Raw genomic sequence first — 26044 nt, forward strand, 5'->3', positions numbered from 1 at the left:
TTTGACCTTCTTTCCTATTTTATAGAACTTAATAAATCGAATAGTTGTTTGTTACTGCTATGTTCTTTTTCAACTTGAACTTCACTAAATGATTTAGCTTTTTTAATTTCTTCAGTATTGTTACTTTTAAGAATTTCAACAACTTCGAGTGCAATTTCTTTAAACTTATTTTTTTCATAAAAAATCATATGTTTATGCGACCCAAAATTATCTTTGATAAACTCTTGAAAATTTTGTTTATAGCTAATTGATTGAAGATAATTCAATGCTCCTAAATTTGCAGAAGTTAGAACAATATAATTATCACCAGCTGCTTTAATATTCATATTTTTTAAAACATCAATTAATTCTTTGTAATCTTTGCTATCTGATAAATTTACTAAATAATTTAATGTCATAGTGGCTCTTTTAAGATGATTTTGATCAGACAATATTAAAGCGCTTTTTAATTCATTCGTGCTAAATTTTGGACTAAATTCTTTAGCGTCCACAAAGCTTTTATCATATTTTGGAAATAGTTTAATTGTGGGTATTGCTTCGTCATCATCAAATTGAGTTAAGTCAATTTCACTTGTATTGATTATCGGATCATCTTCAGAAAAACTGCTATCAGAATCAATCTGATCATTTGTGAGTATGTCGCTAGAAAGAATCTCATTTATGGATGAATCAGCATTTGATTCAAGCACAATTTCCTGTGTTTGACTTAGAATTTGACTTATGCTTTCACTTTTAGTATTTTTATCACTTTTATCAATCGGCATAACTTCCACTTCCTTTTTAGCTTCTTTTATTCCTGCTTCTCTAGCCATTTTGACCAAATATAGTTCGATTAACTGAAATAAATTTCCATTAGCATAAAACATTTCCTTGACTAATTTATAAAGTAATTCAGACGAATTAATTGCATAGCCTAAATCAAATTTAAGTGCATTTAACTGATCTAAAGTTAATATTTCAAAGAGCGATTCTTTATATGTTTTTTCATAAATAATGTAGTCTTTAAAAATTAACAACAAGCTCTCTACAAATTGTTTAGGATCAATTCCGCCGCTTTTTAAATCATTGAATACACTTAAAGCCTCAGCAGAATTACCGTCATATAAACTGTTTATGATCTTTATCAAATTGTCATTGCTAGTTATTCCAAATGAATACATAACATCACTGAACCTTATATGGCCATTACCATAAGCATTTGCCTGGTCAATAATTGACAAAGCATCACGCATACTCCCTGCCGCAAGCCTTGCAATATAAGGCAAAGACTCTTCATCATATCTTATGCCTTCTTGCTCCAATATGTTTTTAATCTGGCTTACAAGTGTATCGTTATTCATCCTTCTAAAGTTAAATCTTTGCACTCTAGATAAAATTGTTAATGGTATCTTTTGTGGGTCGGTTGTGGCAAAAATAAAAATAGCATGTGCTGGTGGCTCTTCCAATGTTTTTAGCAATGCATTAAAAGCACCTTTAGAAAGCATATGTACTTCATCAATGATGTAGATTTTATAATTACCTGCAGAAGGTAAATGTTGAATTTTATCTCTTAATTCTCTAATAGAATCCACACCGTTATTAGATGCAGCATCCATCTCAATAATATCTATTGTTTTGTTCTCATTTTCAGCACAAAGTGGGCATAACTTAGTATAGTCATCATTGTTATGGTAGCAGTTTATTAAATTTGCAAAAATTCTAGCAACCGAAGTCTTGCCGACGCCTCTAGGTCCACAAAATAAATATGCATGGCTTACTTTTCTATTTCTGATAATGTTTTTAAGCGTTTGTATAATGTAATCTTGGCCTTTTACATCATCAAAACATTTAGGTCTATATTTTCTATACAATGCTTTATAAGACATACATTTACCCCAAAGAGAAGCTATATTTTTAATATTATAATATATTAAACCCTTTAAATTGTATATTGACTTGCCTTTTATAAATTCTTAAATTAAAAAGCACCTAATTTGAGTATTGGAAAAATAATACCAATTTTTGGTGGTTCTGACAAGAGAATGGCTAAAAGAATAAAAAAAGAATAAAGAAAAGATACTTTTGAGTACTCAAAAGTGCAAAATTTTGTGTTGATGATAATTTTTATTGCATTTGCTTAGCGCATTTAAAGCCTGAGACACCTTTATAAATTCTTGGATGTGAATTTATAAAATCGGCTATTGGTTTTAGATCTTGACCAACATATTTATCTATAGATTTTCCCTTTGGAATGTATCTTCTTAAAAGCCTGTGAGCATTTTCAATGCTACCTTTTTCTGATGATGAATAAGGATGACAATGGAAAATTTCTTTGATTGATTCTATCTCTGGAAGTTTGTAATTTTCACTTCCATTATCAATAGTTAATGTGTCAATAACAAGATTATTGTCCTTAATCAACTTCTCTAAATTTTCTTTTATTGCTTTTGCATTTCTTCTAGAGAGCGTGCAATAAAACATTCTAGATTTTCTGTTGATTAATGTAAGAATGCAATAATTGTCTGATCTCAAACCAATTACAGTGTCCATTTCATAATCATTGTCATTTAGTCTTAAATTAACTGATTCTGGACGTTCAGTAATAAGTTTGCCTATTGTCTTTTTCTTTGTCTCATGCTTTACTGTTGTTCTGCTTCCATATTTGCCGTTTGATTTATATGGAAGAATGTCTAATTTTAGACCAAAAGCACTATGTTTAGCCAATATACGGTAAAAGTTTTGAACTGATGGAATATATGAATTTTGAAGTTTTCCCTGTGCCTCTAGTTCTCTTATGTATTTAAAAATAATGCTTGCCACAGACTGTTTAACAGCTTTACTATCTAAGTTAAAACTATTTCTATTCTTCAAATAAAAATACAGTAACTGTTTGTAAAACTTAAAAATGTCAATGTATTTCATAAGCAATTTAGAATTGTTTTCTAATCTTTTTGAATCATGTCTTGTTTCAATTAAATTCAAAAATTTGAGAGCACTAATTACATATATTGTTTTGCCTTTTAAGTCCATACCACACAATTTACATTTCTTTTGGTATTTAGCATAGCCACGCTTTGTTTCAATTGTAATTCTGTCAAATAAGTTATAAATTAATCTTGATTTAAACCCCACAATATTAGAAACAGTTTTCATATCATAGCCTGCAATTAGCCTTTCAAGAATTTCTTTAAGTCTCAACGGGCTAATGTTATTTTTATTGGTTTTGTGATTTGACTTGGTCAATATTTCATCTCAATTCGTTTCATCAATTACATAATGTACATAATTAAACTTGTACTTGCCGTGCACATTTAATTTCTTTTTAAGCAAGCATAGGTCAGTTGAATAACTAGTATTTTTGTCATTGCTAATCATATATAATGTAAAAGCCTTTCTTTTTTTTAATTTAGATACTCAAATTTTAACAAAAGGCAACAAAAAGCGCCGCAAGTTAACTTGTGGTGCTTTTTGCTTTGTTAATGAATAATTGACTTGCCTTTTATGATCATTTTCATATGTCTATCATAAGAGTTATAAACAAGTATAATTCTAATAATATTTATAGCTTAAATTATTTTACATAGGTCGCAAATAAATTTAAGCACATATTTAACTTTAAATACTATAAAACAGTTTTATAAGTAACTTGTATCTTAAGAAAGGTTTATTAATGGAATTCAAAGAATTATTTATTATACTTGCTATTCTTTTCTCTCTACATGCAACCATTTTAGTTCTACTAATCTCATCAAAAGCAAAGCATTTTCATACTAAAATTACACTTGCAAAAAAATACTTATTAAAACACAAAATTAGAATAGATAATATCTTTTTTGATGAAGCAAAATCAATTCTAAGAATAGACTTAATTATAGGCACATTGGCTCTACTTGTTAATGTTTCATTAATAATAATTTCGGTGCTTTTAACCAAGCATAATGAAAATAAAACTGATGATTTATTTAAAGTTGCTATTCTTTTTATAGCGATATTTGGAATTTTAGATTTAATCTTTTTTGCTTACCTTATAGTGCTATTAGTTAAATTTATAAACTGAAAAAAACTCAATTCGCAAAGTTCAGAATGAATTGAATTAACACAGCTTTTTGACCCAAGCGTCATATGTGAGCAAGTAGATGTTGTGCACTCTAAATATACTTTTCAATATTCTAAAATATCGTTTAGTAATACTCTTGACCAAATAAGAGACAAAAACCTGAACAAGTACATTTATTATTGGCTAGTTCAAGATTATGACTCGCTAAAAGTTAACAACAAAATAGCGAATATTAATATGTTTTATGATCTTTACCATAGGTATATTGAAAATGATTAATGGTTGCTTCTGTGTAAATATAGTCATAAATATATTGCTTAGGGCTTCATAGCCTTTTTTATTACCCTATTTATAATAAAATTTAATTAGCTGTTACATTTATTGTGGCATTTATATGGAGATAAGAAAATGAAAAAGACTATTTTAATAGTTATTGACGGCTTAGGACTTAGAGAACAGACACAAGGAAATGGCTTTAAATTGGCTAACACACCAACTTTTGATATGCTTTTTAAAGAATATCCAAATAGCATAATCCAGGCTAGTGGTGAATATGTTGGTCTCCCTGTTGGTCAAATGGGAAATTCTGAAGTTGGACACCTAAATATAGGTGCAGGAACAATTGTTTATACTGGCTTAAGTTTAATAAACAAAGCACTAAGAGATGGTGAATTCGAAAAAAATTCTATCTTTCTCGAAGTGTTTAAAGACGTAAAAGAAAAAAATACTACACTTCACTTAATGGGTTTATTAAGCCCTGGTGGAGTGCATTCATTGGAAGATCATTTATTTAAGTTGATTGAAATGGCTTATGCATATGGTCTTAAAAAAGTTTCAGTCCACCCTATAGGAGATGGAAGAGATGTGGCTCCAAGATCTATACTTCCATCATTAGAAAAATTACAGAACCAGTGCGACAAATATGGCTATAAAATAGCTACAATTGGCGGAAGATTTTATGGAATGGATCGTGACAAGATGTTTGACAGAGTGCAAGTACATTATGATGCAATGATAGGCAAAGCTAAAAATACATTTTCTAATGCAATTGACTATGTCAAAAGCCAATATGAAGAAGGAATAAGTGATGAATTCTTTATTCCAGCCTGCAACACTGATGCTGAATTTGTTAAAGATAATGACTCAATAATATTTTTTAACTTTAGACCTGACAGAGCAAGACAACTTACACATTTATTTATTGGTTCAAATTTATATGATGCTAAACCAAAACACCCGGTTCATATATCAAAGTTTGCTTCGACAATGAAATATGAAGGAATTAATACATTAGTTGCAATCCATGAAATGGAAGTTAAAATGCCTATTGGAAAGGTTTTAGAATTGGCAGGCTTATCTCAATTAAGACTTGCTGAAACGCAAAAATATGCTCATGTTACCTATTTTATGGATGGTGGTGTAGACGTTGTATTTAAAAATTCAAAACGCATAATGGTACCATCATTAAAAGTAGAAAGCTATGCTGATGCTCCACAAATGTCTGCTAAGGAAATAACAGACGAACTTTTAGCTAATTGTTTAAATTATGATGTAACAATAATGAACTATGCTAACCCTGATATGGTCGGACACACCGGCAATCTAGAAGCGACTATCAAAGCAGTTTCTTTTCTAGATACACAAATTAAGAGAGTAATTGACTTTGCAAACGAAAATAACATCACAGTTTTCATTACAGCAGATCATGGCAATGCTGAAATAACCGAAGATGAAAATGGCAGTCCAGCCACTAAGCATACAAAAAGCCCAGTAATGCTAATTTGCAGTGATAAAAGTATAAAATTAAGAGATGGAAAACTAGCTAATATTGCCCCAACTGTTTTAGATTATATTAATGTAGCAAAACCTAAAGAAATGGATGAGGAATCATTAATTGAAAGATAAATATGAAGATTAAAAGAATTGTATTTAGTGATGTTGATGGAACTATTTGCTCTTTCCCGGATAAAAAAGAGAACCCAGAAACTAGAAAAAGCATTTTAGAAGCAATTGAAAATGAAAATATGACATTTGTCTTGAATACGGGTAATCCACCATTGCCAAAAATACTTAAAATGGCTAATGAGTTAAATGCTAAATATTTGGTTGCTGCTAATGGCTCTGCTATCATTGATGTTGAAAAAAATGAATATTTATACGAATCTGAATTAAGCTCTGAAATTGTGGATAAGGTTCTTAAGATTATTAAAAAATATGACGAATCTGCCTGTTTCTTTGGTAAAAATGGCTACTATATGGTGACAAGTAACCAAAAAGTTAAAGATTTTTTAACAGACTTTTTCGAGTATCCAAATTGATTATATGAAGATGCAAAAATATTTAATGACATCTTTAAAATTGAAATATATCCTCGACCTGAAAACAAGGACAAAATTGTCACAGACATTCATAATCTCAATATTCTATCTGATCTTGCTATAATGGGTATGCATATGGAACTAACAGCACCAGGTGTTAATAAAGGAACTGGAGCATTGTGACTATGTAATCATTTAGATGCAAATCCTGATTTTTGTATGAGCATTGGAGATAGTAATAATGATTTATCAATGCTTAAAACAATTGGATTTTCATATGCAATGGATAATTCGCCAAAGAGTGTAAAAGAAGTTGCAAAATACTTCACAAGTGATGTTATGCAAAATGGACTTGGTGAAGCTATTCAAGACTATATCTTTAGAACTAAGTTTGATATTATGCGCCAAGAAAATGAAGATAAGCTAGAAAAACGAAAGATTAAAGAAGCTAAAAATGAATTTTATCGTGCTAAAGATAACGTTAAATAACAATAAGTAATACTACACCATTAATGCTATTTTATAGTATTAATGGTTGTTGTTTTATAAAGGATATATGTTTCTCTGTAAGTTAAATTGTATACTTTTGAGCCTGCTTAATCATTCAATTTCTATGTGAGACAACTATTACTAGTATAATTTTATAAATTGTTTTAACTTTTTTCAGGATTAAGTGATATGAATTTAGATAAAAGACCAAATACATATAAATATAGTAAGCCTAACAATAAATTCTTTAGATGAGATGCGTGGCTTCATTATATTAGTCTTAAAAAATCAACATGGAGCATTGTTTTTTGATCTCTTCTCACAGTTATAGCGCTTGTTGTCCCAATGGCTCTGCTTATGTATTACATATTCAATCTAAATAAGGAAATTAATAAAGTACATCTATCATTATTATTAGTTTTTGTGTTTCTTTCTATTTATTTGTCGATGGGCTTTTTGTACTGAGCAGCGCTAAAACATAAGATATGAAACGCAAGAAGCTATAAAGATATTGATGAAGCTAAAAAATTATTAAAAGCAGCAGTGATAACATGTCCATTCTTCTTAATCTACTTAAGTTATATTAATAAAAAACAAAAGAACCTAAAAGGTACATTTAGCTTTAATATTGCTTTACGTCCTGAACAAAGATTATCTTCAAGAAATGCTGACTATGAATCAACTGATGAAGTGGGTTACACTAACACTTATGAAGCTCAGGTTCATAATTTTTCAAGAAAAAGACGCATAGATGAAGAACTTGATGATGAATATGTTGATGAATTAGATGATGACTTAGATGAATACAAATCGTATTCAAGGCCTAAGCCGCGTAAATCATCTGGCTCTAGCATTTGAACCAAAAGGCCGGCGCCAAAGAAAAAAGTTGATCCTCATTATGAACCTGATGAAGATGATGATGACTATGAAGACTATAACTAAAAAAACTGACGTCGCTGTCAGTTTTTTTGGTAACAAATTATATGGCCGATGGTAAGGGATTTGAACCCTTGAATGATTTGCACCATTATCTGTTTTCGAGACAGACCTCTTCAGCCACTCGAGCAACCATCGTTTTATATAAATCTTTTAAATTATAATTTAAAATATTAATTATATAAAATCTTAAAGGAGTTCTTATGGACGGATCATTGACAATGTGAATTATTTTAGGTGTTCTTGTGGCAATAATTTTATTTATGTTTATTTTTAGCTCTGTTAAAAATAAGATAAATAAAAAAAGAAAAGAAAAAAGAGACGCTGAATTTAGAAAAAAATCGGCTGAATATGCAAACTTTCTTGCTATTAAAATTAGTTGCTTAATGAATGTTAATGAAGAGTTCTTGGAAAAATTTGAACCTTCTATTGGAACATTTAAGATGCGTGATATTGTCTCTGTAGCTAACAGATACTTAAAAACCATTGAAGATGATCTTGATTTTAGAGAATACATTGTTTCATCAGACAATAATTCAGAGTTTTTAAACAACTTTATAAAACTTACTCACACTAGATGCAACAATTGATCTAATCAATGTGCTGTATTCAAAAATGAATTAGAGAAAAAAATTGCCAAAATGGACGCCGAATTCGTTGCGGAAAAAAGTTCACAAGAAACCCTTAAGATTCGTGAATTTTATGAAAAGGGGCTTATTGTAAATGAACTTGCCTAATAGACTTACGCTTACCAGAATGATTCTTTTTATCCCGCTACTTATACTAGTTATTTTGTATGGCGTTTTAATTAAACGTGGAATAGTGACTTACCATATAGCCGGCAGAATATTGCTAAGTATAATTTTAGCTATTTTCATTTCTGCAATGATTACTGATTATCTTGATGGTTGACTAGCTAGAAAAAATAAACAAGTAACTACATTTGGTAAACTATTTGACCCTATTGCAGATAAGTTGATTGTTACAACTGTTCTAATTTCGCTTTCTGCCTTTGGTTTTATTCCACTTTGAATAACAATCTTATTTGTGGCAAGAGACTTAATAGTAGATGCCATCAGAGTCCTTATGGCACAAAATGATGTTGATGTTAAGGCCTCAATCTGGGGTAAAATGAAAACTCTTACTCAAACAATTGCAATTGTAATTGTCCTTGTTGTCGCTATATCAACTAACTTCTCACTAATATCTGATTGAAAGAAATGACTAATTTTATACGGAATTAATATCCCTATGTTAGTTGCACTATTCTTTAGCATTTTCTCAGGTTATAAATACTATAAATCAGTTCGTTCTTATATAAAAACAAAATAACTTATTAGCCTGTTTTATAGTATTAAAAAATCAGCTTTGCGCTGATTTTTAATTACCCTTATATAAAGAAATAAACCATTGCAACCAACGTTCCGACAAATGAAATGCTATCATGTCTATCCATTAGTCCGCCGTGCCCTAAAAGAATTTTAGAATAATCTTTTGTAGCATTTAATCTCTTTAAATATGAAAAATATAAGTCTCCTGCAACTGAAGCAAATGGAGTAATAGAAAACACAAACGTTTGAGCAACTACTTTATTTTCCATTAATCCAAGCCCAAAAATCATTCCGGCTGAAAAAGCTCAGCACATAATTATTCCAATAATAAAGCCTTCTCAAGTTTTCTTTGGTGAAATATTGGGAGCAAATTTAGCCTTAATTCATTTCTTGCCAAAGAATTTTCCGCCAAAGAAACCTCCAATATCTGCTAATGATGGAGCTAATAATATAAACAGAACAATTTTTCAGTCTCTAAATGTTGAAACAAGTAAGAACAAAATTGAGTTTATAACATAAAAGTATGAAAACCAAATATGCACAAAGCGTAAGAATCTGTCTGCAGCAGTCATATTAGTTCTGCTTTGTAATTCAATTAGAACAAAAATTAGCGCTATAACTGAAATTATCAGTAATGCTTGCCAGTTAAAAACAGAATTTTTTACAAGCATAAGCAATTTATTGCTATCTACTGAACCTGGCTTTAGCAAAATTTCTGCAGTATCTATAGGCATATAGGTCATAAGTGCAGCCAAAATTGACACAAATATTCTGAAAATTAATTTTACACCAAAAGAGCGCAAAATCTCATATGACAAAATAAAGACTGCTATTGTGGCTAATATATACGCTGAAATTCTGGCTTCAAAATGACTGGCACCAAAAATTGCTGCCGGAATTATGACGCTAGCCAATAATATTATGCCTATTGTAGCTGGCAGTACTCTCTCTTTGAACATTTTCATAACAATATATTATATGTTATATATTTTACATTTTTAAGTTAGTAACGTAGTTTTTGTACATTTTTGTATTGTTCTCTAAGTGCAATTAATGCTGGATACATTCCAAATAATAGCATTCCACCTAAAATAGGCTCTGAAATTATGTTAAATAATCTTTGAAGCAATCAAATTTCAATTGGTGGAACACCATGTCTGCCAAGGTCCCCAGGTCTAATTTTTTCATGTAAGAATTGTGCAAAGAACACAAAGTAATGATTGAGCATAGTTGAAATAACACCTAAAAGCGCAAATTTTCAAACTGCAGGCTTCTTGAATGCATTAAATACTCAGAATAAAACATATACACCTAAAGCAACTTCAACTCTTGGTATAACTGATAGGTCAAAATATTGATACTTTGGAATACCATAAATATAAGCAGCAAATCAAGAAGATAGTCCAAAAAATAGCCCTACAGATATATTCCCAACAAATCCTAGATGAAATGTGGCAATTACAGTCAATACTGCAAGATAAGTTATTTGTGTATAACCTAAATTTAAATAACCAATATTAGGCACGGTGGCACTTAAAATAAATCAAGCTAAATAAATGCTTAAATTAGTCATTAAGTATGTTGTTGAACCAGCAGAATATCTAAATGACCTTTTCTTTTTGAAAGCATTTGAGTTATTATCACTGTTGTAATCATGCATTAATGATATAACAATTTTAAATTTTTGTACTGTTTAAATTGATTTTGAGTGAAAAATATGACTATTTTATAGGCATATTAATATTTGTGGTAGTTTTTTAATAAATAAAAAAAGCCTTTTGGCTTTCAATACTAATATTGTTAAAATTTTACTAAAGAAACTATTTCAATTCCTTCATCATTTATGCTTGCTCTACCATTTAGGTCAGTTAGTTCTAAAAGTATAATAACTTTCTTAATAATAGCTCCTTGTTCTTTAAGAAGTTTTATGATGGCCTTAATAGTGCCTCCGGTTGCTAAAACATCATCAACAATTGCTACTGTTTGGCCTTTTTTAATAAAGCCTGCTTGAATTTGTAATATGTTGTTGCCATATTCTAGGTCATATTCTCTAGAAATCACCTTACCCGGCAACTTTCCTGGCTTTCTAACCATTATAAATGGCTTTTTAAGCATAGCGGCTGTCGGGGTGCCAAATAAAAATCCCCTGGCATCAGGCCCAACTATTACATCAACATCCTTAGCAATTTCAGCCATACTTGTGATTGTAAAATTAAGCGCCTCCCCATTAGCTAAAAGTGGCGAAATATCTTTAAACAAGATTCCTGGTTTGGGAAAGTTTTCAACATCTCTAATATATTTTTTTAAATCCATAATTTCCTTTTAAGGCTGTTTTATAGGATTAAACAGAAACTGGAACTTCTTCAAAAAACACTAAAACATCATCTTCTTTGATGTCATTAAATTTCTTTATGTGAGTACCAAAATCCTTGCCCTTTTCAACTACTTTTAGGTCATTAGTTTCGCGTCTTAACGTTTCAACAATTCCTTCATGAATCATTTTTTTGTTTCTAAATATTTGAACCTTGCAACCAAGTTTTACAACTCCTTCATCCTGCATACAGCCAGCAATAGTACCAACTTTTGAGTAAAAGAATAATTTAACACAGTGTGCCGAACCAATCTTTCTTTCTTCATAAACAATTGGCTTTTCACCATCAAGAATACTCTGCATATCCTCAACAATTTTATAAATTACATCATATGACATAATTTTAATATTGCTTTGCTTTGCAGTTTGCTTAATGTTAGGTGACACTTTAACATTAAAAGCAATAATAATTGCATTAGAAGCTTGCGCAAGTAATAAGTCACTGCTAGAAACTTGACCAACTTGGGCACCAATAACTCTGATTGTTGCTTCTTCATTTTCCATCGCTGACAATTTGTTCTTGATGGCCTCAGCTGTTCCTTGAACATCTGAACGAATAATAACGTTGAACACTTTTTTACCAAGCTCTACATTATTGAATTGATTTTTCTCATATAAAGTTTGACTTTTATCAATTTGTGCTTTATCAAGCGCTAACTTTTTAGCATACTTTTCATCTTCAAATCCAATAAATCTATCGCCAGCTAATGGAGAATTATTTAATCCTGCAATTTTAACTGGTGTTCCTGGCAACACTTCATCAACAAATGCTCCACCAGGACTTTTCATAGTTCTGACCTTACCATAACATGAACCAGCAACAATAAAGTCACCTTTATATAAGGTTCCGTTTTCAACAATAATAGTTGTCACAACACCGACACCTTTGTCAACTTTACTTTCAATTACTGTGCCAACTGGATAACGAGAAGGATTTGCTTTTAAATCTAAGAGATCTGCAAGTAGTAAAATTGCCGAGAATAGCTCTTCAATTCCCTGTCCTTTAAGTGCAGAACCATAAACAATTTGAGTATCACCCCCAAATTCTTCAATAAGAACATCATTTTCCATTAATTCACGTTTTAGTTTGTCCAAATTCTTCTGTGGTTTATCCATTTTGTTTACAAAAACAATCAAAGGTACATTTGCTGATTTAGCATGCATTATAGCCTCTTTGGTTTGTGGCATAACTCCATCATCAGCTGCAACAACCAAAATTATAATGTCAGTAACCTTGGCACCACGTGAACGCATTTTGCTAAATGCTTCATGCCCAGGAGTGTCAATAAATGTGATTTTATCACCTTTATATGAAATTTGATAAGCACCAGTGTGTTGAGTAATTCCTGAACTTTCGGTACTTACAACATTAGTTTTTCTAATATAGTCAATTAACGAGGTTTTACCATGGTCAACATGACCCATAACTGTAATAATAGGAGGGCGCTTAACTAATAAACTTTTATCATCATTGAACTTTACTTCATTTAAAAAGTTTCCTGCATCAATGTTTTCTTCCTTTTTAAAATCAAGTCCTTTTTCTAAGCATATTTCAGCGATTTCTTCTTCTTCCAAAATATGGTTAATTTGATAAAACTTGCCTCTTAACAAAAATCTTTTAATTAAATCATTTGCATTTACTTTTATTTTTTCTGCAAATTCTCCTAAAGGCATTCTATTAGTGAAAATAAAGGTTCCATCAACTACTTCAGTTTTAATATCTGAAAGTTGTTCCTTAACCACACTTGTGTTGCTTAATCTATTCTTTTTAGCCATAGCCCCTCCTTCAATTCCTGCTCTATTTTCTCATATGTTTCTTTTGAAACAGCAGTTCTAAATGTCTTATTCAAACATTTTTTTCTTACAACAGTATTTCAATTATCTTCTGTTGCTATAAAATAGGCTCCCCTGCCTTTTAGCTCTCTGTTGACATCTAATCTAATTATATTTTCATTCTTATTATAATCAAATCTAAGCATTTGATTCTCAGGCACTACAAGTCCTGTCGCAATACACTTGCGATTAAATCCGGAATTTTTCTTACCAATCTTCGTCATTTATGTCGCTTAAGTCAATTCCGCCATCTAAACCAAAACTGCTTAAATCCTTGTCAACCTTGAAGTTCTTGGCAACTTCCTTGGCTTTTTTATAGTCATTAACACTCAATTTTTCATCTTTTTGAATATTGTCTAATTTTTGATCAATTGATTGGGCGCTATCTTGAGCATTCTCTTTAACTGCCTCGTTATTATATTGTTGGATAAGCTCATCAAATTCCATATTTTGACTATTGCTTTCATCGAAAAATGCTTGCTCTTGTTCTCTAAAAGCTAGAATGTCTTTATCAAATCCTTCTAGACTTAGATCAAGATTTTCAAAATATGAATTTGCTTTACGTCTGTTGTTATTAAATGTTCTAACAGGTGCCTTTTTAACTGCTCCATATCTTTTAAACGAGTTAAGTGATTCTTCAACTTCAGCAATCCTAGAATCATCAAAAGAAATATTCTTTTGCATTGCTTCTTCTACAGTGATAATATCTAAATTACAATGTGAAACTTTAGATGCTAACATAGTATTTGCACCTTTTTTACCAATAGCAGCTGATAATGCCGCTTTTATGGTTATTACGTAAAAGGTATTTTGACTTTCATTCTTAGGAACTATATCAAGAACTTGACCTGGAAGCATACATCTGCGAATAAATTCTTTTTTGTCATTAGTGTGAACAATAACGTCGAATTTTTCCATATCAGCCTGATTTACACCAAAATTTAGCTCACTAATGATTAAATTAATTCTTGATGAATCATGGCCAATAATAGCACCATAAACATCTAAATGTTCATTGCCAGGTGTCGCTCTAAACACTGCTTTAGTTCTTTCGCCTGGTATTCTTTGCACATTAACAATTTCTATTAAACCGCTATTAATTTCAGGAATGTTGTTATACAAAATTTTCTCAATAAGCTTAGGAGAATCTAATGAAACAGTAATCTGGCTAAGCTTAGTTTCTTTTTCAACTCTTTCGATAACAACATCACCATATGAACCAGGATTGATTACTCTTTTAGCACTAACATAATTAGCTGGTAAATGAGCCATTACACCGTCGTCAACAATTTGTACATTTCATGAACCTTTGGTATTCTTAGAAATAAACATAACCTTAACTGTTTCGCCTATTTTTTCTAAATATTTTGTATATACAATTGACTTTTGAAGTTTCTTAATTGCCTGTAAAATAGATGATTCAATAATTTTAGGTGTTTTTTGCACGACTGGATTTGATGATTTACTTAGGGCTAATAAATCTACTTCAATCTTAATTAAATCATCAATTTGTGCATCGCTTTTAACCTTCTTAGCATCTGAAAGTGGAACATTGTATAGCATTAAAGAGACTTTTTCAGCATCTGAAACTGACTCAAATTCACTATCTTCAACCACTATTGCTTCTGTGTTATAAACATGAACTTCCTTGTTGTCTTCATCTATTTCAAACACAATGTTTGCTTCAGGATCAATGTTTTTTTGAACAATTCTAGTTACTTCCTCAGAAAAAATACTTGCTAAGATAGATAAATCTATCTTTTCCTTTTCATTGTATCCTTTGATTATTTCATATCATACTTTAGGGGTATTCATTAATTCATCATTCTTTTTTACAGACATGTTTCTCCTATTTTATCCTGCTTGCATACTCTATATTCATTCTTGCTTTTTTAATATTTGACTTCTCAATTCTTACTTTCCTAAACTGCCCTTTGCAATTTCATTTTAGCAATATTGATTCATCATCATCCTCTAATAACTCACCAGTATAAGAATCTAATTTATTTACATTTTGGTTAAGTTTTACATCAATAATTTCGCCTATATGATTTCCTAATTCATCTGTTTCATAGTCTAATTTGAAACCGGGCGAACTTACAGATAACGAATCAAAATCAAGTTCCACATCAAGCGAGTCAATATATTCATTTATTAATTTTGTTAGCTCTTCAATAGCTTTAAGATCAGTACTTGATGCAGTGACTTCTAAAATCAAAAGTCCATCCTCTTTTAACAATTTCACATCAGCTATTGTATTTCCAAACTTATTAACCAACAAGTTTTTTCAATTCATATTTCTCCATACTAAAAATAATAAAGAGTTGGATCACTCCAACTCGTATATTAATTACGAATGATTTAATTATAACAGACTTTAGAATTGCCACTAAACAATTAATTCTAATTGCACTGCTAAAAATTTATACCTATATCTATCTCATAGCTTTTTTAGCTTCGCCTTTGATGTGACAAACTCTGCATCTAGCTTCATATTCAGAATCGCCTAATAAATTAAGCTCATCGCTCTTAACTTTTCTAAAAGAAAATCCTGCATCAGATTTGCATTCTAAACAAACAGCTTTAAGCTTTAAAATGTTATCAGCGGAAGCTAAAACTCTAGCCATCACATCAAATGGTCTTCTTTTAAAGTCCATATCTAGGCCTGAACAAATTACTCTTACACCTTTAACAATTAACTCATCAATTACAGTTAGTATATCCTCATCCATAAAATTGACTTCGTCAATTGCTACACACATATAATCTGGATTTCAGTATTTTAAAATTTCTTTAGAATTGGCAACATTAATTGCTTTGTGTCTAGCACCAGTTCTACTAACTATTTCATCTTTAGAAAATCTTGTGTCAAATTTAGGTTTTATAACTAAAGAATTTATTCCTGCAATTTTAAGTATGTTTATTCTCTTTAATAGCTCCTCAGTTTTTCCGGAAAACATTGGTCCAGTTATAACCTCTAATTGACCTAATCCACTTTTTAAATACATATGCAACCTTCTTTTTTAAAGTTAAGAAATTAAAAAAGAATCTATGGTGGTAACTGATTCTTTCTTAAAATTATTTTAAAGTAAACTTAATTCAGTTAAAGTTTTAACCATAATTCCTTGTGGCACTTCACTGATTTCAGCAGTTCCAGCTACATCAAGATGAATATGTTCAACACCTTCTGTAAATTCTTCTAAAAACATTGCTGCTGAACATGAGCCTGCATTTCCTGAAAAGTCAGTATTCTTTAAATCGGCTACTTTTGAAGATTTTATGTTTTTTGCAAATGCTTTATCAAGCGGCATTCTTCAAACTAATTCGTTAGCATTTTCAGCAGCTTTCTTTATGTCTTCTCAAGCTTTATCACTAGTTGCCCATGTGCCTGTGTATGTCTGTCCAAGTGCAACAACCATAGCACCAGTTAAAGTTGCAACGTCAATTAATCTAGTGGCATTCAACACTTTTGCTCCGTAAACTAAGCCATCAGCCATAACCAATCTTCCTTCAGCATCAGTATTATTAATTTCAACACTTTTGCCATTCATAGCTACCCATACTGAATCAGGAAGTGAAGCATCACCGTTAACTCTGTTATCAGTAATGCACATTATTGCAGAAACATTTTTCTTTGGTTTTAATTGTGCAATAGCTTTCATTGTAGCAGCAACAATAGCTGAACCAGACATATCAAATTTCATTGAAACCATTGATCTAGAAGGTTTTAATGAGTATCCACCTGAATCAAAAGTAATACCTTTACCAATCATTACAGTCTTTTCACTTGAATCTTTGTCCCCATTGTATTCAATAACAACAACTCTAGGTTCATAAACACTTCCTTTGTTTACTGAAAGTAAAAGACCCATCTTCAACTCTTCGATTTCTTTTTTCTTTAAAACAGTAACTTTCAAGTTTTTGTATTGTTCTAAATCTTCAGCAACTTTTTGAGCTAAAAATTCAGAGTTGCAAATATTTGGGGGCATAATTTGTAAATCACGAGCAAAATTTGTTGCTTTGGCTAAGATAAGCGATTTATTAAATTGTGCGTTAGCTTGTTCAGAAATAGTTTCAATAAATGGAACTAATTCAATTTCTTCCTTTTCATCTTTTTTTCTAGCTGAAAATATTTCGCCCTTTGCAAAATAAACTGCTCTAACAAATGCATCAATAACTTTAACTATTTCAACTTTTTCAGTTGCAAACGAAGCTAAATCAACTTGATAATTTCTGTTGGCATTTACTGCTAAGCCTTTAAAAAAGCCTTCTAAGTCAGAAAATGATAATGATTCTTTCTTACTAAAATATACTAATGCTTCATTCTTTTCATGATATTCAGTTATGCTGTTGTCTTTTTTAATTAAAAAATTGCATTTAGTTTCATCAGCAAATGTTGCCTTAAGCAACATATTATTATCTCTTTTTGATGATATTGATTCAAATAATTTCATAAAGTATCCTTTCAGTAACTTGTATGCTTATTTTCTTATTTTATCATTTTAATTTTCTTATAATTGGAACTAAAAATTTTTTTATTTTTTAGTATTTTATATTCATTAACAAAGCAAAAAGCACCACAAGTTAACTTGCGGCGCTTTTTGTTGCCTTTTGTTAAAATTTGAGTATCTAAATTAAAAAAAAGAAAGGCTTTTACATTATATATGATTAGCAATGACAAAAATACTAGTTATTCAACTGACCTATGCTTGCTTAAAAAGAAATTAAATGTGCACGGCAAGTACAAGTTTAATTATGTACATTAAAAAATTCCCAATTTTGGACACTATATAATTTTAATAATTTACTAAAAAATTCTTATTTTTGTCCATTAAATACATTAAATTATCTAAATAATTAAATTTTCTTAAATTTAGAGCTAAAAAAGCTCTATTTTTTGTTCAATTTCATTAAAGAAAAGTTTAAAAAATTAAAAATAGGTGGTAAAATAAATATACATGTATAGTGTTTAACACATAAAAAAGGAGATATAAAAATGGCCATTCCTAAAGACATATTAAAAATTCCAAGACCATCTAGTACCAGAGTAAAAGCAACCTCAAAAGAAGGTATTTATAATGTTATACAAAGAACATCAATAAGAAAAAATGAAAAAATTATTCCTGTTGAAAAAGGAGTGATTGGAAAGATTATTAATGGTGTTTTTCAAAGCATAGAAAAGCAAACATATGAAGTAGATATTAAATCATATGGTTTATTTGCGCTAAATGAAAAATTAAACAATCATATCTTTAGAGAACTTTTAAATTTTTATGATTTTGAAGATGCTAGAAAATTATATGTTATAGCCTCTTTAAGAACTATGTTTTCAGATATTAAAAACGAACATTTAAAACATGAGTATGATACAAATTTTATTTCTGAAATATACCCAAAATGTGCACTATCACCAAACACTATCTCAAGTTTTTTAGAGAAAATAGGTAAATCTAGTTCGAAGATGGAAGACTTTATGAATAAAAGATTAGAAGAGTTTTCAAACCACTCAATAGTTATTGATGGTATGTTGAAAAACAATACATCAGAAACTAACATTTTCTCTGAAATGTCTAGAAAGTCTAGAACTAAAGGCGCTCAAAACTTAAACCTTATTTATGCTTATGATATTAATGCACAAGAACCTGTTGCAAGTTCTGTTTACCCAGGAAATATGCTAGATTACACTGCTTTTAGAGACTTTTTAAGAACTTATAAGATTAAAAATGGATTCTTAATTCTTGATAGAGGATTTGATGATAAAGAATGTAAAAACTTAATGAGAGAAAAAAATATTAAATATTTAATGCCTATAAAAATAAATCATACTTTTAAAAAATTTAATTTAAAATCTGGATTTAATTTCACTTTTACCTATGATGACGACACGATAAGAGCAAAGAAAATTATCATCAACAACAAATATTATCTTTGTTATAAATCAACCCTAACTGAAATGGTAGAAAAGAAAAATTTCATAAGTCGTGCACACAAAAAAGGTGCGTATGATGAAATTAAATTACTAGAAAGAGAAAATCTTTTTGGATTAATAATTTTTGAGTGTAATTATGATTTGGACTTAAAAGATATTTATGTCGCATATAAAAAGAGATGAGAAATTGAATTGCTTTTTAAACAGTTTAAAAATGTGCTTGAACAAAACGAAGCAAATGTTCAAGGAAACTATAGATTATTAGCAACTGAATTTATTAACTTTTTATCTTCAATTATGCTTTGCAGAATAAAAAACCACCTCTTAAATAGTGGCGTTCTTGACAATAGAACAATTAGTGAAACTTTTAGATATTTATCGAAAATAATCAAGAAGAGAAAGTCTAGAAAAAGAGAAGAATGAGATGATGTTGAAACATTAAAATATATTAAAGAATTGAAGTCTATTTTAAAAATATAGTGTCCAAAATTGGGAATTTTTTAGTACATTATGTAATTGATGAAACGAATTGAGATGAAATATTGACCAAGTCAAATCACAAAACCAATAAAAATAACATTAGCCCGTTGAGACTTAAAGAAATTCTTGAAAGGCTAATTGCAGGCTATGATATGAAAACTGTTTCTAATATTGTGGGGTTTAAATCAAGATCAATTTATAACTTATTTGACAGAATTACAATTGAAACAAAGCGTGGCTATGCTAAATACCAAAAGAAATGTAAATTGTGTGGTATGGACTTAAAAGGCAAAACAATATATGTAATTAGTGCTCTCAAATTTTTGAATTTAATTGAAACAAGACATGATTCAAAAAGATTAGAAAACAATTCTAAATTGCTTATGAAATACATTGACATTTTTAAGTTTTACAAACAGTTACTGTATTTTTATTTGAAGAATAGAAATAGTTTTAACTTAGATAGTAAAGCTGTTAAACAGTCTGTGGCAAGCATTATTTTTAAATACATAAGAGAACTAGAGGCACAGGGAAAACTTCAAAATTCATATATTCCATCAGTTAAAAACTTTTACCGTATATTGGCTAAACATAGTGCTTTTGGTCTAAAATTAGACATTCTTCCATATAAATCAAACGGCAAATATGGAAGCAGAACAACAGTAAAGCATGAGACAAAGAAAAAGACAATAGGCAAACTTATTACTGAACGTCCAGAATCAGCTAATTTAAGACTAAATGACAATGATTATGAAATGGACACTGTAATTGGTTTGAGATCAGACAATTATTGCATTCTTACATTAATCAACAGAAAATCTAGAATGTTTTATTGCACGCTCTCTAGAAGAAATGCAAAAGCAATAAAAGAAAATTTAGAGAAGTTGATTAAGGACAATAATCTTGTTATTGACACATTAACTATTGATAATGGAAGTGAAAATTACAAACTTCCAGAGATAGAATCAATCAAAGAAATTTTCCATTGTCATCCTTATTCATCATCAGAAAAAGGTAGCATTGAAAATGCTCACAGGCTTTTAAGAAGATACATTCCAAAGGGAAAATCTATAGATAAATATGTTGGTCAAGATCTAAAACCAATAGCCGATTTTATAAATTCACATCCAAGAATTTATAAAGGTGTCTCAGGCTTTAAATGCGCTAAGCAAATGCAATAAAAATTATCATCAACACAAAATTTTGCACTTTTGAGTACTCAAAAGTATCTTTTCTTTATTCTTTTTTTATTCTTTTAGCCATTCTCTTGTCAGAACCACCAAAAATTGGTATTATTTTTCCAATACTCAAATTAGGTGCTTTTTAATTTAAGAATTTATATTTTAGTATTTTACTCATAATAATATAATATTTAAAATAAAGGAATGCATATGAACAAAGTACTTAATGCGATTAAAAGAAAATGACAAGATTTCTCATTTTTTCCTAAGCTGACAATAAGAAAAATATCTTTTATTGGAATACTTATAGCAATTTCGGTAGTTATTTTTGTTGTTTTTGCTTCATTTGTACCTCTCATTTCTATTCCAACATATAAGATAAGTTTCATAGGTTTGCCTATTAAAATAAGCGGATTAATTTTTGGACCATTAGTAGGTGGTATTGTTGGTTTAATAAGTGACATAATATCTTTTTCATTATTCCCTACTTTTTACAATTTTTACTACACAATTGCGGCTATTGTTGATGGTGTTGTTGCCGGTTTAGTTGGAATTATTTTTCTCAGAGTCCTAAATTATGCCTTTGGTGGTCAATTTAGAGAAGCCAGCTTAGACAATGCTATATTTAAACAAAAAGAGAAATTATATAGGCTTGTTCTCTTTGACCCACAAAGCCCTAAAATTGCCAAAGTTAAGACAAAAATTATTGCTCTTGGTGAACAGCGTAAGAGCGCAAATGTAATTAATCAAGAGAAAAAACTTCTTAATATTAATCTTTTTGTTGCTTCATTATTAATTGTTTTAGTGATGCTATTCATCTTCTTTGTAGTATTTTATGTTATTAATGAAACTACCATTCAACAATTTAGCATAATACCTAATAAAATAGGCTTATATGCCCTAATGACATCAGGTTATGTCGCTATGTTTATTTTCTTAATTGTTGCTAGATTTAAAATGCATCCTAAAAGATTTTTAGTAATAATTCCTATTGTCATTTTCTCAGCTATTATTGAATTAATAAATGTGCCCCTTTTATCATTAGCTGACTATTCAACAACCGGTGCATCTAGTGAATCAGGCTCAATAATAACTTATATGTTTCAACATATTGTATTTAGTCCCATTAAAATTTGATTCAATATGTTTGTTATATTCTTTACATACAATGTAATTAACCCATTAGTAAACAAAAACAGCTCTATTATGTATGAATAACAGGCTGTTTTTTATTATTGTTTTATAGCAAGTTTGAATAAAATAAGCATTTTGTTAAGAATAACCTTAATATTTTTTTTACTGTATTCTGTTATTATCTTCTGGCATTGAACTATATGAAATTAGGAGCAATATTCCGCCTATTAAACCTGCAAAAAGTAAATTTATAATTGCTGTGATTAGAATGAAATTTCTATCATTTTTTTTACTGCCTAAGCACATAGCTGATAAAACAACACTAACAATTCCACTCCTACAACTGAAAATAATATGCCACCAATAATTCCCAAAATAGCCCAATAATTATCAATGTATCATATTTATTCTTCTTCATACATTTTTTTACCTGGGTAACAGATGCAAAAAATTTTCGCACAAACATTAGTTGATGACAAAGAAATTAATTTGATGTTAACAAATTTTTATTTTACATAGTGTTATTGTGCACAGCAAATAGCTAATAAATTAACTACTTTTGATATTTATTGATAGATTTATAAAGCATTTTTAGGCTATTTATAGCCTTAAAAGGAGAGGATAAATTTATGAAAAAATCAAAGTTTTTACTACTTGGATCAGTAGCATCTTTAGCTTCAATTCCCTTTGTAGCAGCTAAATGTGGTGAAACCAAAGAAGAAAAGAAACCTGAAGCTGATAAACCAAAGCTTAGCGAAACATTAAAATCTATTACTGGTAATGATTTAGGAAAAGTACAAGTTGCTGAACAAGATAAAAGCAACAAAGAAAAAATTGAAGCCGCTATCAAAGAAGCTATTGTTACAAAAGTTCCAACACTAAAAGACAAGGAATTAAAATTAAACGCTGATTTAAGCAAGAAAAGCGTAACTGTTTCTGCTAAAGATTTCGAAGGTGAAGTTACCCTTAAATTTGAGATTGAAGCAAAATCAGTAGCAAAACCAAAGCTTAGCGAAACATTAAAATCTATTACTGGTAATGATTTAGGAAAAGTACAAGTTGCTGAACAAGATAAAAGCAACAAAGAAAAAATTGAAGCCGCTATCAAAGAAGCTATTGTTACAAAAGTTCCAACACTAAAAGACAAGGAATTAAAATTAAACGCTGATTTAAGCAAGAAAAGCGTAACTGTTTCTGCTAAAGATTTCGAAGGTGAAGTTACCCTTAAATTTGAGATTGAAGCAAAATCAGTAGCAAAACCAAAACTTAGCGAAACATTAAAATCTATTACTGGTAATGATTTAGGAAAAGTACAAGTTGCTGAACAAGATAAAAGCAACAAGGAAAAAATTGAAGCTGCTATCAAAGAAGCTATTGTTGCAAAAGTTCCAACACTAAAAGACAAGGAATTAAAATTAAACGCTGATTTAAGCAAGAAAAGCGTAACTGTTTCTGCTAAAGATTTCGAAGGTGAAGTTACCCTTAAATTTGAGATTGAAGCAAAATCTGATGAAGATAAAATAAAGAAAGAAAAAATAGAAAAGGAAAAAGCTGTTGCTGAAAGAAATAAATTAAACGATTCAATCACTGTTCGTGAAGAATTATTGCCTGGGAACAAAGGCACCATATGAACAATTTACAACTCTAAAGGTGAAAACTACTTGCCAATTAGTGGTTTTAAATTTGGAGAAGAGGCTAAAGAAACAAAAGCAAATAAGTAAAAAAAGCAAGGTAACTTGCTTTTTTTACTTATTTGACCACTATTATTCAAGTTCTCAGTGTTCGGCTCAAAATTTTCCGCTTTCTATAGCTTTCTTTTTGTCCTCAGGAGTTACGCCATCTCAGTATTTATCTACTTTTTTAACTTTGGAATTTTCCGATGTATTCTCAGTTACTCTAACCATAGGTTTGACCACAGGTTTGCCTGATTGAGTTTCTGGATCTTTAGCCTTTGTGCTTGATTCAGTTTTTGGATCTTTATCTTTTTTGCTTGATTCAGTGTCTGATCCTTTATCTTTTTTGCTTGATTCAGTGTCTGATCCTTTATCTTTTTTGCTTGATTCAGTGTCTGATCCTTTTTCTGATTCAGCTTCTGAATCTTCGCCTTCTCTTTCTGCTTCGTCGCTTTCTTGTTTAGACTTTTCTAAATCATCTTCATCCTTACCTCAAGGATGATTTTCACCTCAACCAATGCCATTGTTTGTCGAGCCTTCCTCAGGTTTCCCCATAGGTGTTTTACTTTCCCCAGGTGTTTTATTTTCGCCAGGCGTTTTATTTTCTTCAGGTTTCTTGTCGCCTTCAGGTTTCTTTTCACCCTCAGGTTTTTTGTCTGTTTCAGGGTTTTTATCTCCACCTGGTTTTTGGTCACCTTCAGGTTTCTTTTCTCCTCCAGGGTTTTTATCTCCACCTGGATTTTTGTCGGGCTCAGGTTTCTTTTCTTCTTTGGTCTCACCACATTTAGCTGCTACAAAGGGAATTGAAACTAATGAAGCTACTGATCCAAGTAGTAAAAACTTTGATTTTTTCATAAATTTATCCTCTCCTTTTAAGGCTATAAATAGCCTAAAAATGCTTTATAAATCTATCAATAAATATCAAAAGTAGTGAGTTTATATCGAAAATAAAAGCAAGCACAATATTGGCTTGCTATATTTTTTGTTGATATAAAAGAACTATATTGCACTTAAGAAGCTATTATTTGAGTGCTGTACCTTGAACTTTTTTGCCTGAGTTAGCTCCTGTACCTTGATCTTTTGTGCCTGAGTTAGCTTCTGTACCTTGATCTTTTGTGCCTGAGTTAGCTTCTGTACCTTGAACTTTTTTGCCTGAGTTAGCTCCTGTACCTTGATCTTTTGTGCCTGAGTTAGCTTCTGTACCTTGAACTTTTTTGCCTGAGTTAGCTTCTGTACCTTGAACTTTTTTGCCTGAGTTAGCTCCTGTACCTTGATCTTTTGTGCCTGAGTTAGCTTCTGTACCTTGAACTTTTTTGCCTGAGTTAGCTCCTGTACCTTGATCTTTTGTGCCTGAGTTAGCTTCTGTACCTTGTTCTAGTTTATCTACTTTTCCTTGTTCATCATCCTTACCTCAACGATGATTTTGACCTCAACCAATACCAAAGTTTGTTGGACCTTGTTCTCCTCTATGTACTCATTCTAGTGTTTCTAGTACTCATTCCATTGCTGCTTCACGGTATGCTTTTTCAGCTTCTTCTTCTGGTTCTTCGTCAGATTCTGTTTGATTTTCTCCCCCAGGGTTCATTTCATCACTTGGATTTTCCGCTGATTGTGTTTCAATCTCAAATTTAAGGGTAACTTCACCTTCGAAGCCTTTAGCAGAAACAGTTACGCTTTTCTTGCTTAAATCAGCGTTTAAATTTAATTCCTTGTCTTTTAGTGTTGGAACTTTTGTAACAATAGCTTCTTTGATAGCTGTTTCAATTTTTTCTTTGTTGCTTTTATCTTGTTCAGCAACTTGTACTTTTCCTAAATCATTACCAGTAATAGATTTTAATGTTTCGCTAAGCTTTGGTTTTGCTACTGATTGTGTTTCAATCTCAAATTTAAGAGTAACTTCACCTTCGAAGCCTTTAGCAGAAACAGTTACGCTTTTCTTGCTTAAATCAGCGTTTAAATTTAATTCCTTGTCTTTTAGTGTTGGAACTTTTGTAACAATAGCTTCTTTGATAGCTGTTTCAATTTTTTCTTTGTTGCTTTTATCTTGTTCAGCAACTTGTACTTTTCCTAAATCATTACCAGTAATAGATTTTAATGTTTCGCTAAGCTTTGGTTTGTCAACTTCTGGCTTCTTCTCTTCTTTGGTTTCACCACATTTAGCTGCTACAAAGGGAATTGAAGCTAAAGATGCTACTGATCCAAGTAGTAAAAACTTTGATTTTTTCATAAATTTATCCTCTCCTTTTAAGGCTATAAATAGCCTAAAAATGCTTTATAAATCTATCAATAAATATCAAAAGTAGTGAGTTTATATTAAAAATAAAAGCAAGCAC

General features: G+C 30.3%; 23 protein-coding genes and 1 tRNA gene. 10 read left to right on the plus strand and 14 right to left on the minus strand.

Annotation, left to right across the window (positions count from 1 at the left end; translation table 4 throughout):
• Positions 1–14: 14 nt before the first annotated feature.
• Both dnaX and MBOVPG45_RS03895 read right to left on the minus strand, forming a co-directional pair.
• Positions 15–1865: a DNA polymerase III subunit gamma/tau gene (gene dnaX, locus MBOVPG45_RS03890; RefSeq protein WP_013456609.1), complete on the minus strand. Its 1851-nt coding sequence runs from the start codon at positions 1863–1865 to the stop codon at positions 15–17.
• A gap of 238 nt (positions 1866–2103) precedes the next feature.
• Positions 2104–3132, minus strand: a complete 1029-nt coding sequence (locus MBOVPG45_RS03895) for an IS30-like element ISMbov1 family transposase (protein ID WP_080551575.1) — start codon at positions 3130–3132, stop codon at positions 2104–2106.
• A gap of 517 nt (positions 3133–3649) precedes the next feature.
• On the opposite strand from MBOVPG45_RS03895, the gene MBOVPG45_RS03900 reads away from it, so the two are divergent.
• The 4 genes from MBOVPG45_RS03900 (at position 3650) to MBOVPG45_RS03915 (ending at position 7785) form a co-directional block, all read left to right on the plus strand.
• Entirely contained in the window at positions 3650–4315 is a 666-nt protein-coding gene (locus tag MBOVPG45_RS03900; protein WP_013456015.1) for an MAG0920 family protein, read from the plus strand.
• A gap of 129 nt (positions 4316–4444) precedes the next feature.
• Positions 4445–5941: a 2,3-bisphosphoglycerate-independent phosphoglycerate mutase gene (gpmI, locus tag MBOVPG45_RS03905; RefSeq protein ID WP_013456011.1), complete on the plus strand. Its 1497-nt coding sequence runs from the start codon at positions 4445–4447 to the stop codon at positions 5939–5941.
• 2 nt (positions 5942–5943) lie between these two features.
• Positions 5944–6843 (plus strand): Cof-type HAD-IIB family hydrolase, encoded by a 900-nt coding sequence (locus MBOVPG45_RS03910; RefSeq protein WP_013456010.1) that lies wholly within the window; start codon positions 5944–5946, stop codon positions 6841–6843.
• Positions 6844–7032: 189 nt separating this feature from the next.
• Entirely contained in the window at positions 7033–7785 is a 753-nt protein-coding gene (locus tag MBOVPG45_RS03915) for a hypothetical protein (protein WP_013456212.1), read from the plus strand.
• Positions 7786–7827: 42 nt separating this feature from the next.
• Here MBOVPG45_RS03915 and MBOVPG45_RS03920 read toward each other — a convergent pair.
• Positions 7828–7917, minus strand: a tRNA-Ser gene (locus MBOVPG45_RS03920).
• Positions 7918–7982: 65 nt separating this feature from the next.
• On the opposite strand from MBOVPG45_RS03920, the gene MBOVPG45_RS03925 reads away from it, so the two are divergent.
• A complete protein-coding gene (locus MBOVPG45_RS03925) occupies positions 7983–8516 on the plus strand; it encodes an MHJ_0274 family protein (protein ID WP_013455980.1) in 534 nt (177 codons plus the stop codon).
• Positions 8503–9111, plus strand: a complete 609-nt coding sequence (pgsA, locus tag MBOVPG45_RS03930; RefSeq protein WP_013456446.1) for a CDP-diacylglycerol--glycerol-3-phosphate 3-phosphatidyltransferase — start codon at positions 8503–8505, stop codon at positions 9109–9111. Before MBOVPG45_RS03925 ends, pgsA begins: the two co-directional genes overlap by 14 nt.
• A 58-nt stretch (positions 9112–9169) precedes the next feature.
• Here the strand turns inward: pgsA and MBOVPG45_RS03935 are convergent, their stop codons facing one another.
• From MBOVPG45_RS03935 to MBOVPG45_RS03975, 9 genes are all read right to left on the minus strand, one after another.
• Positions 9170–10075 (minus strand): phosphatidate cytidylyltransferase, encoded by a 906-nt coding sequence (locus MBOVPG45_RS03935; RefSeq protein WP_041309179.1) that lies wholly within the window; start codon positions 10073–10075, stop codon positions 9170–9172.
• A gap of 38 nt (positions 10076–10113) precedes the next feature.
• A complete protein-coding gene (locus MBOVPG45_RS03940; protein WP_013456425.1) occupies positions 10114–10770 on the minus strand; it encodes a hypothetical protein in 657 nt (218 codons plus the stop codon).
• Between the two features lie 140 nt (positions 10771–10910).
• The gene (locus MBOVPG45_RS03945) at positions 10911–11423 is read right to left on the minus strand and encodes an adenine phosphoribosyltransferase (protein ID WP_013456231.1); all 513 of its coding nucleotides are present in this window, start codon (positions 11421–11423) and stop codon (positions 10911–10913) included.
• A gap of 28 nt (positions 11424–11451) precedes the next feature.
• Entirely contained in the window at positions 11452–13257 is a 1806-nt protein-coding gene (gene infB / locus MBOVPG45_RS03950; protein WP_013456169.1) for a translation initiation factor IF-2, read from the minus strand.
• A complete protein-coding gene (locus MBOVPG45_RS03955) occupies positions 13236–13538 on the minus strand; it encodes a YlxR family protein (protein WP_013456107.1) in 303 nt (100 codons plus the stop codon). Before MBOVPG45_RS03955 ends, infB begins: the two co-directional genes overlap by 22 nt.
• Positions 13522–15156, minus strand: a complete 1635-nt coding sequence (nusA, locus tag MBOVPG45_RS03960; protein WP_013455982.1) for a transcription termination/antitermination protein NusA — start codon at positions 15154–15156, stop codon at positions 13522–13524. The genes MBOVPG45_RS03955 and nusA overlap by 17 nt, the downstream gene beginning before the upstream one ends.
• 7 nt (positions 15157–15163) lie before the next feature.
• On the minus strand, positions 15164–15610 hold the full coding sequence (locus MBOVPG45_RS03965; protein WP_013456594.1) for a ribosome assembly cofactor RimP: 447 nt from the start codon (positions 15608–15610) through the stop codon (positions 15164–15166).
• 139 nt (positions 15611–15749) lie between these two features.
• A complete protein-coding gene (locus MBOVPG45_RS03970) occupies positions 15750–16322 on the minus strand; it encodes a thymidine kinase (RefSeq protein ID WP_013456273.1) in 573 nt (190 codons plus the stop codon).
• 75 nt (positions 16323–16397) lie between these two features.
• Entirely contained in the window at positions 16398–17768 is a 1371-nt protein-coding gene (locus tag MBOVPG45_RS03975; RefSeq protein ID WP_013456539.1) for a M17 family metallopeptidase, read from the minus strand.
• Between the two features lie 542 nt (positions 17769–18310).
• On the opposite strand from MBOVPG45_RS03975, the gene MBOVPG45_RS03985 reads away from it, so the two are divergent.
• The 4 genes from MBOVPG45_RS03985 to MBOVPG45_RS04005 all read left to right on the plus strand — a co-directional run bounded on the left by MBOVPG45_RS03985 (position 18311) and on the right by MBOVPG45_RS04005 (position 23759).
• Positions 18311–19723, plus strand: a complete 1413-nt coding sequence (locus MBOVPG45_RS03985) for an IS1634-like element ISMbov2 family transposase (protein WP_013456029.1) — start codon at positions 18311–18313, stop codon at positions 19721–19723.
• 152 nt (positions 19724–19875) lie between these two features.
• Positions 19876–20904, plus strand: a complete 1029-nt coding sequence (locus MBOVPG45_RS03990; protein ID WP_041309306.1) for an IS30-like element ISMbov1 family transposase — start codon at positions 19876–19878, stop codon at positions 20902–20904.
• A 210-nt stretch (positions 20905–21114) separates the two neighbouring features.
• Positions 21115–22122 (plus strand): ECF transporter S component, encoded by a 1008-nt coding sequence (locus MBOVPG45_RS03995; RefSeq protein WP_013455942.1) that lies wholly within the window; start codon positions 21115–21117, stop codon positions 22120–22122.
• Positions 22123–22667: 545 nt separating this feature from the next.
• Entirely contained in the window at positions 22668–23759 is a 1092-nt protein-coding gene (locus MBOVPG45_RS04005) for a variable surface lipoprotein (protein WP_013456629.1), read from the plus strand.
• 42 nt (positions 23760–23801) lie between these two features.
• Here the strand turns inward: MBOVPG45_RS04005 and MBOVPG45_RS04010 are convergent, their stop codons facing one another.
• Together MBOVPG45_RS04010 and MBOVPG45_RS04890 are read right to left on the minus strand one after the other, a co-directional pair.
• On the minus strand, positions 23802–24566 hold the full coding sequence (locus MBOVPG45_RS04010; protein ID WP_013456431.1) for a variable surface lipoprotein: 765 nt from the start codon (positions 24564–24566) through the stop codon (positions 23802–23804).
• A gap of 166 nt (positions 24567–24732) precedes the next feature.
• Positions 24733–25938, minus strand: coding sequence for a variable surface lipoprotein (locus MBOVPG45_RS04890; protein ID WP_013456633.1), 1206 nt, complete (start codon positions 25936–25938; stop codon positions 24733–24735).
• Between the last annotated feature and the right edge of the window lie 106 nt (positions 25939–26044).

It is taken from the genome of Mycoplasmopsis bovis PG45 (assembly GCF_000183385.1).
GTDB lineage: Bacteria > Bacillota_I > Bacilli_A > Mycoplasmatales > Metamycoplasmataceae > Mycoplasmopsis > Mycoplasmopsis bovis.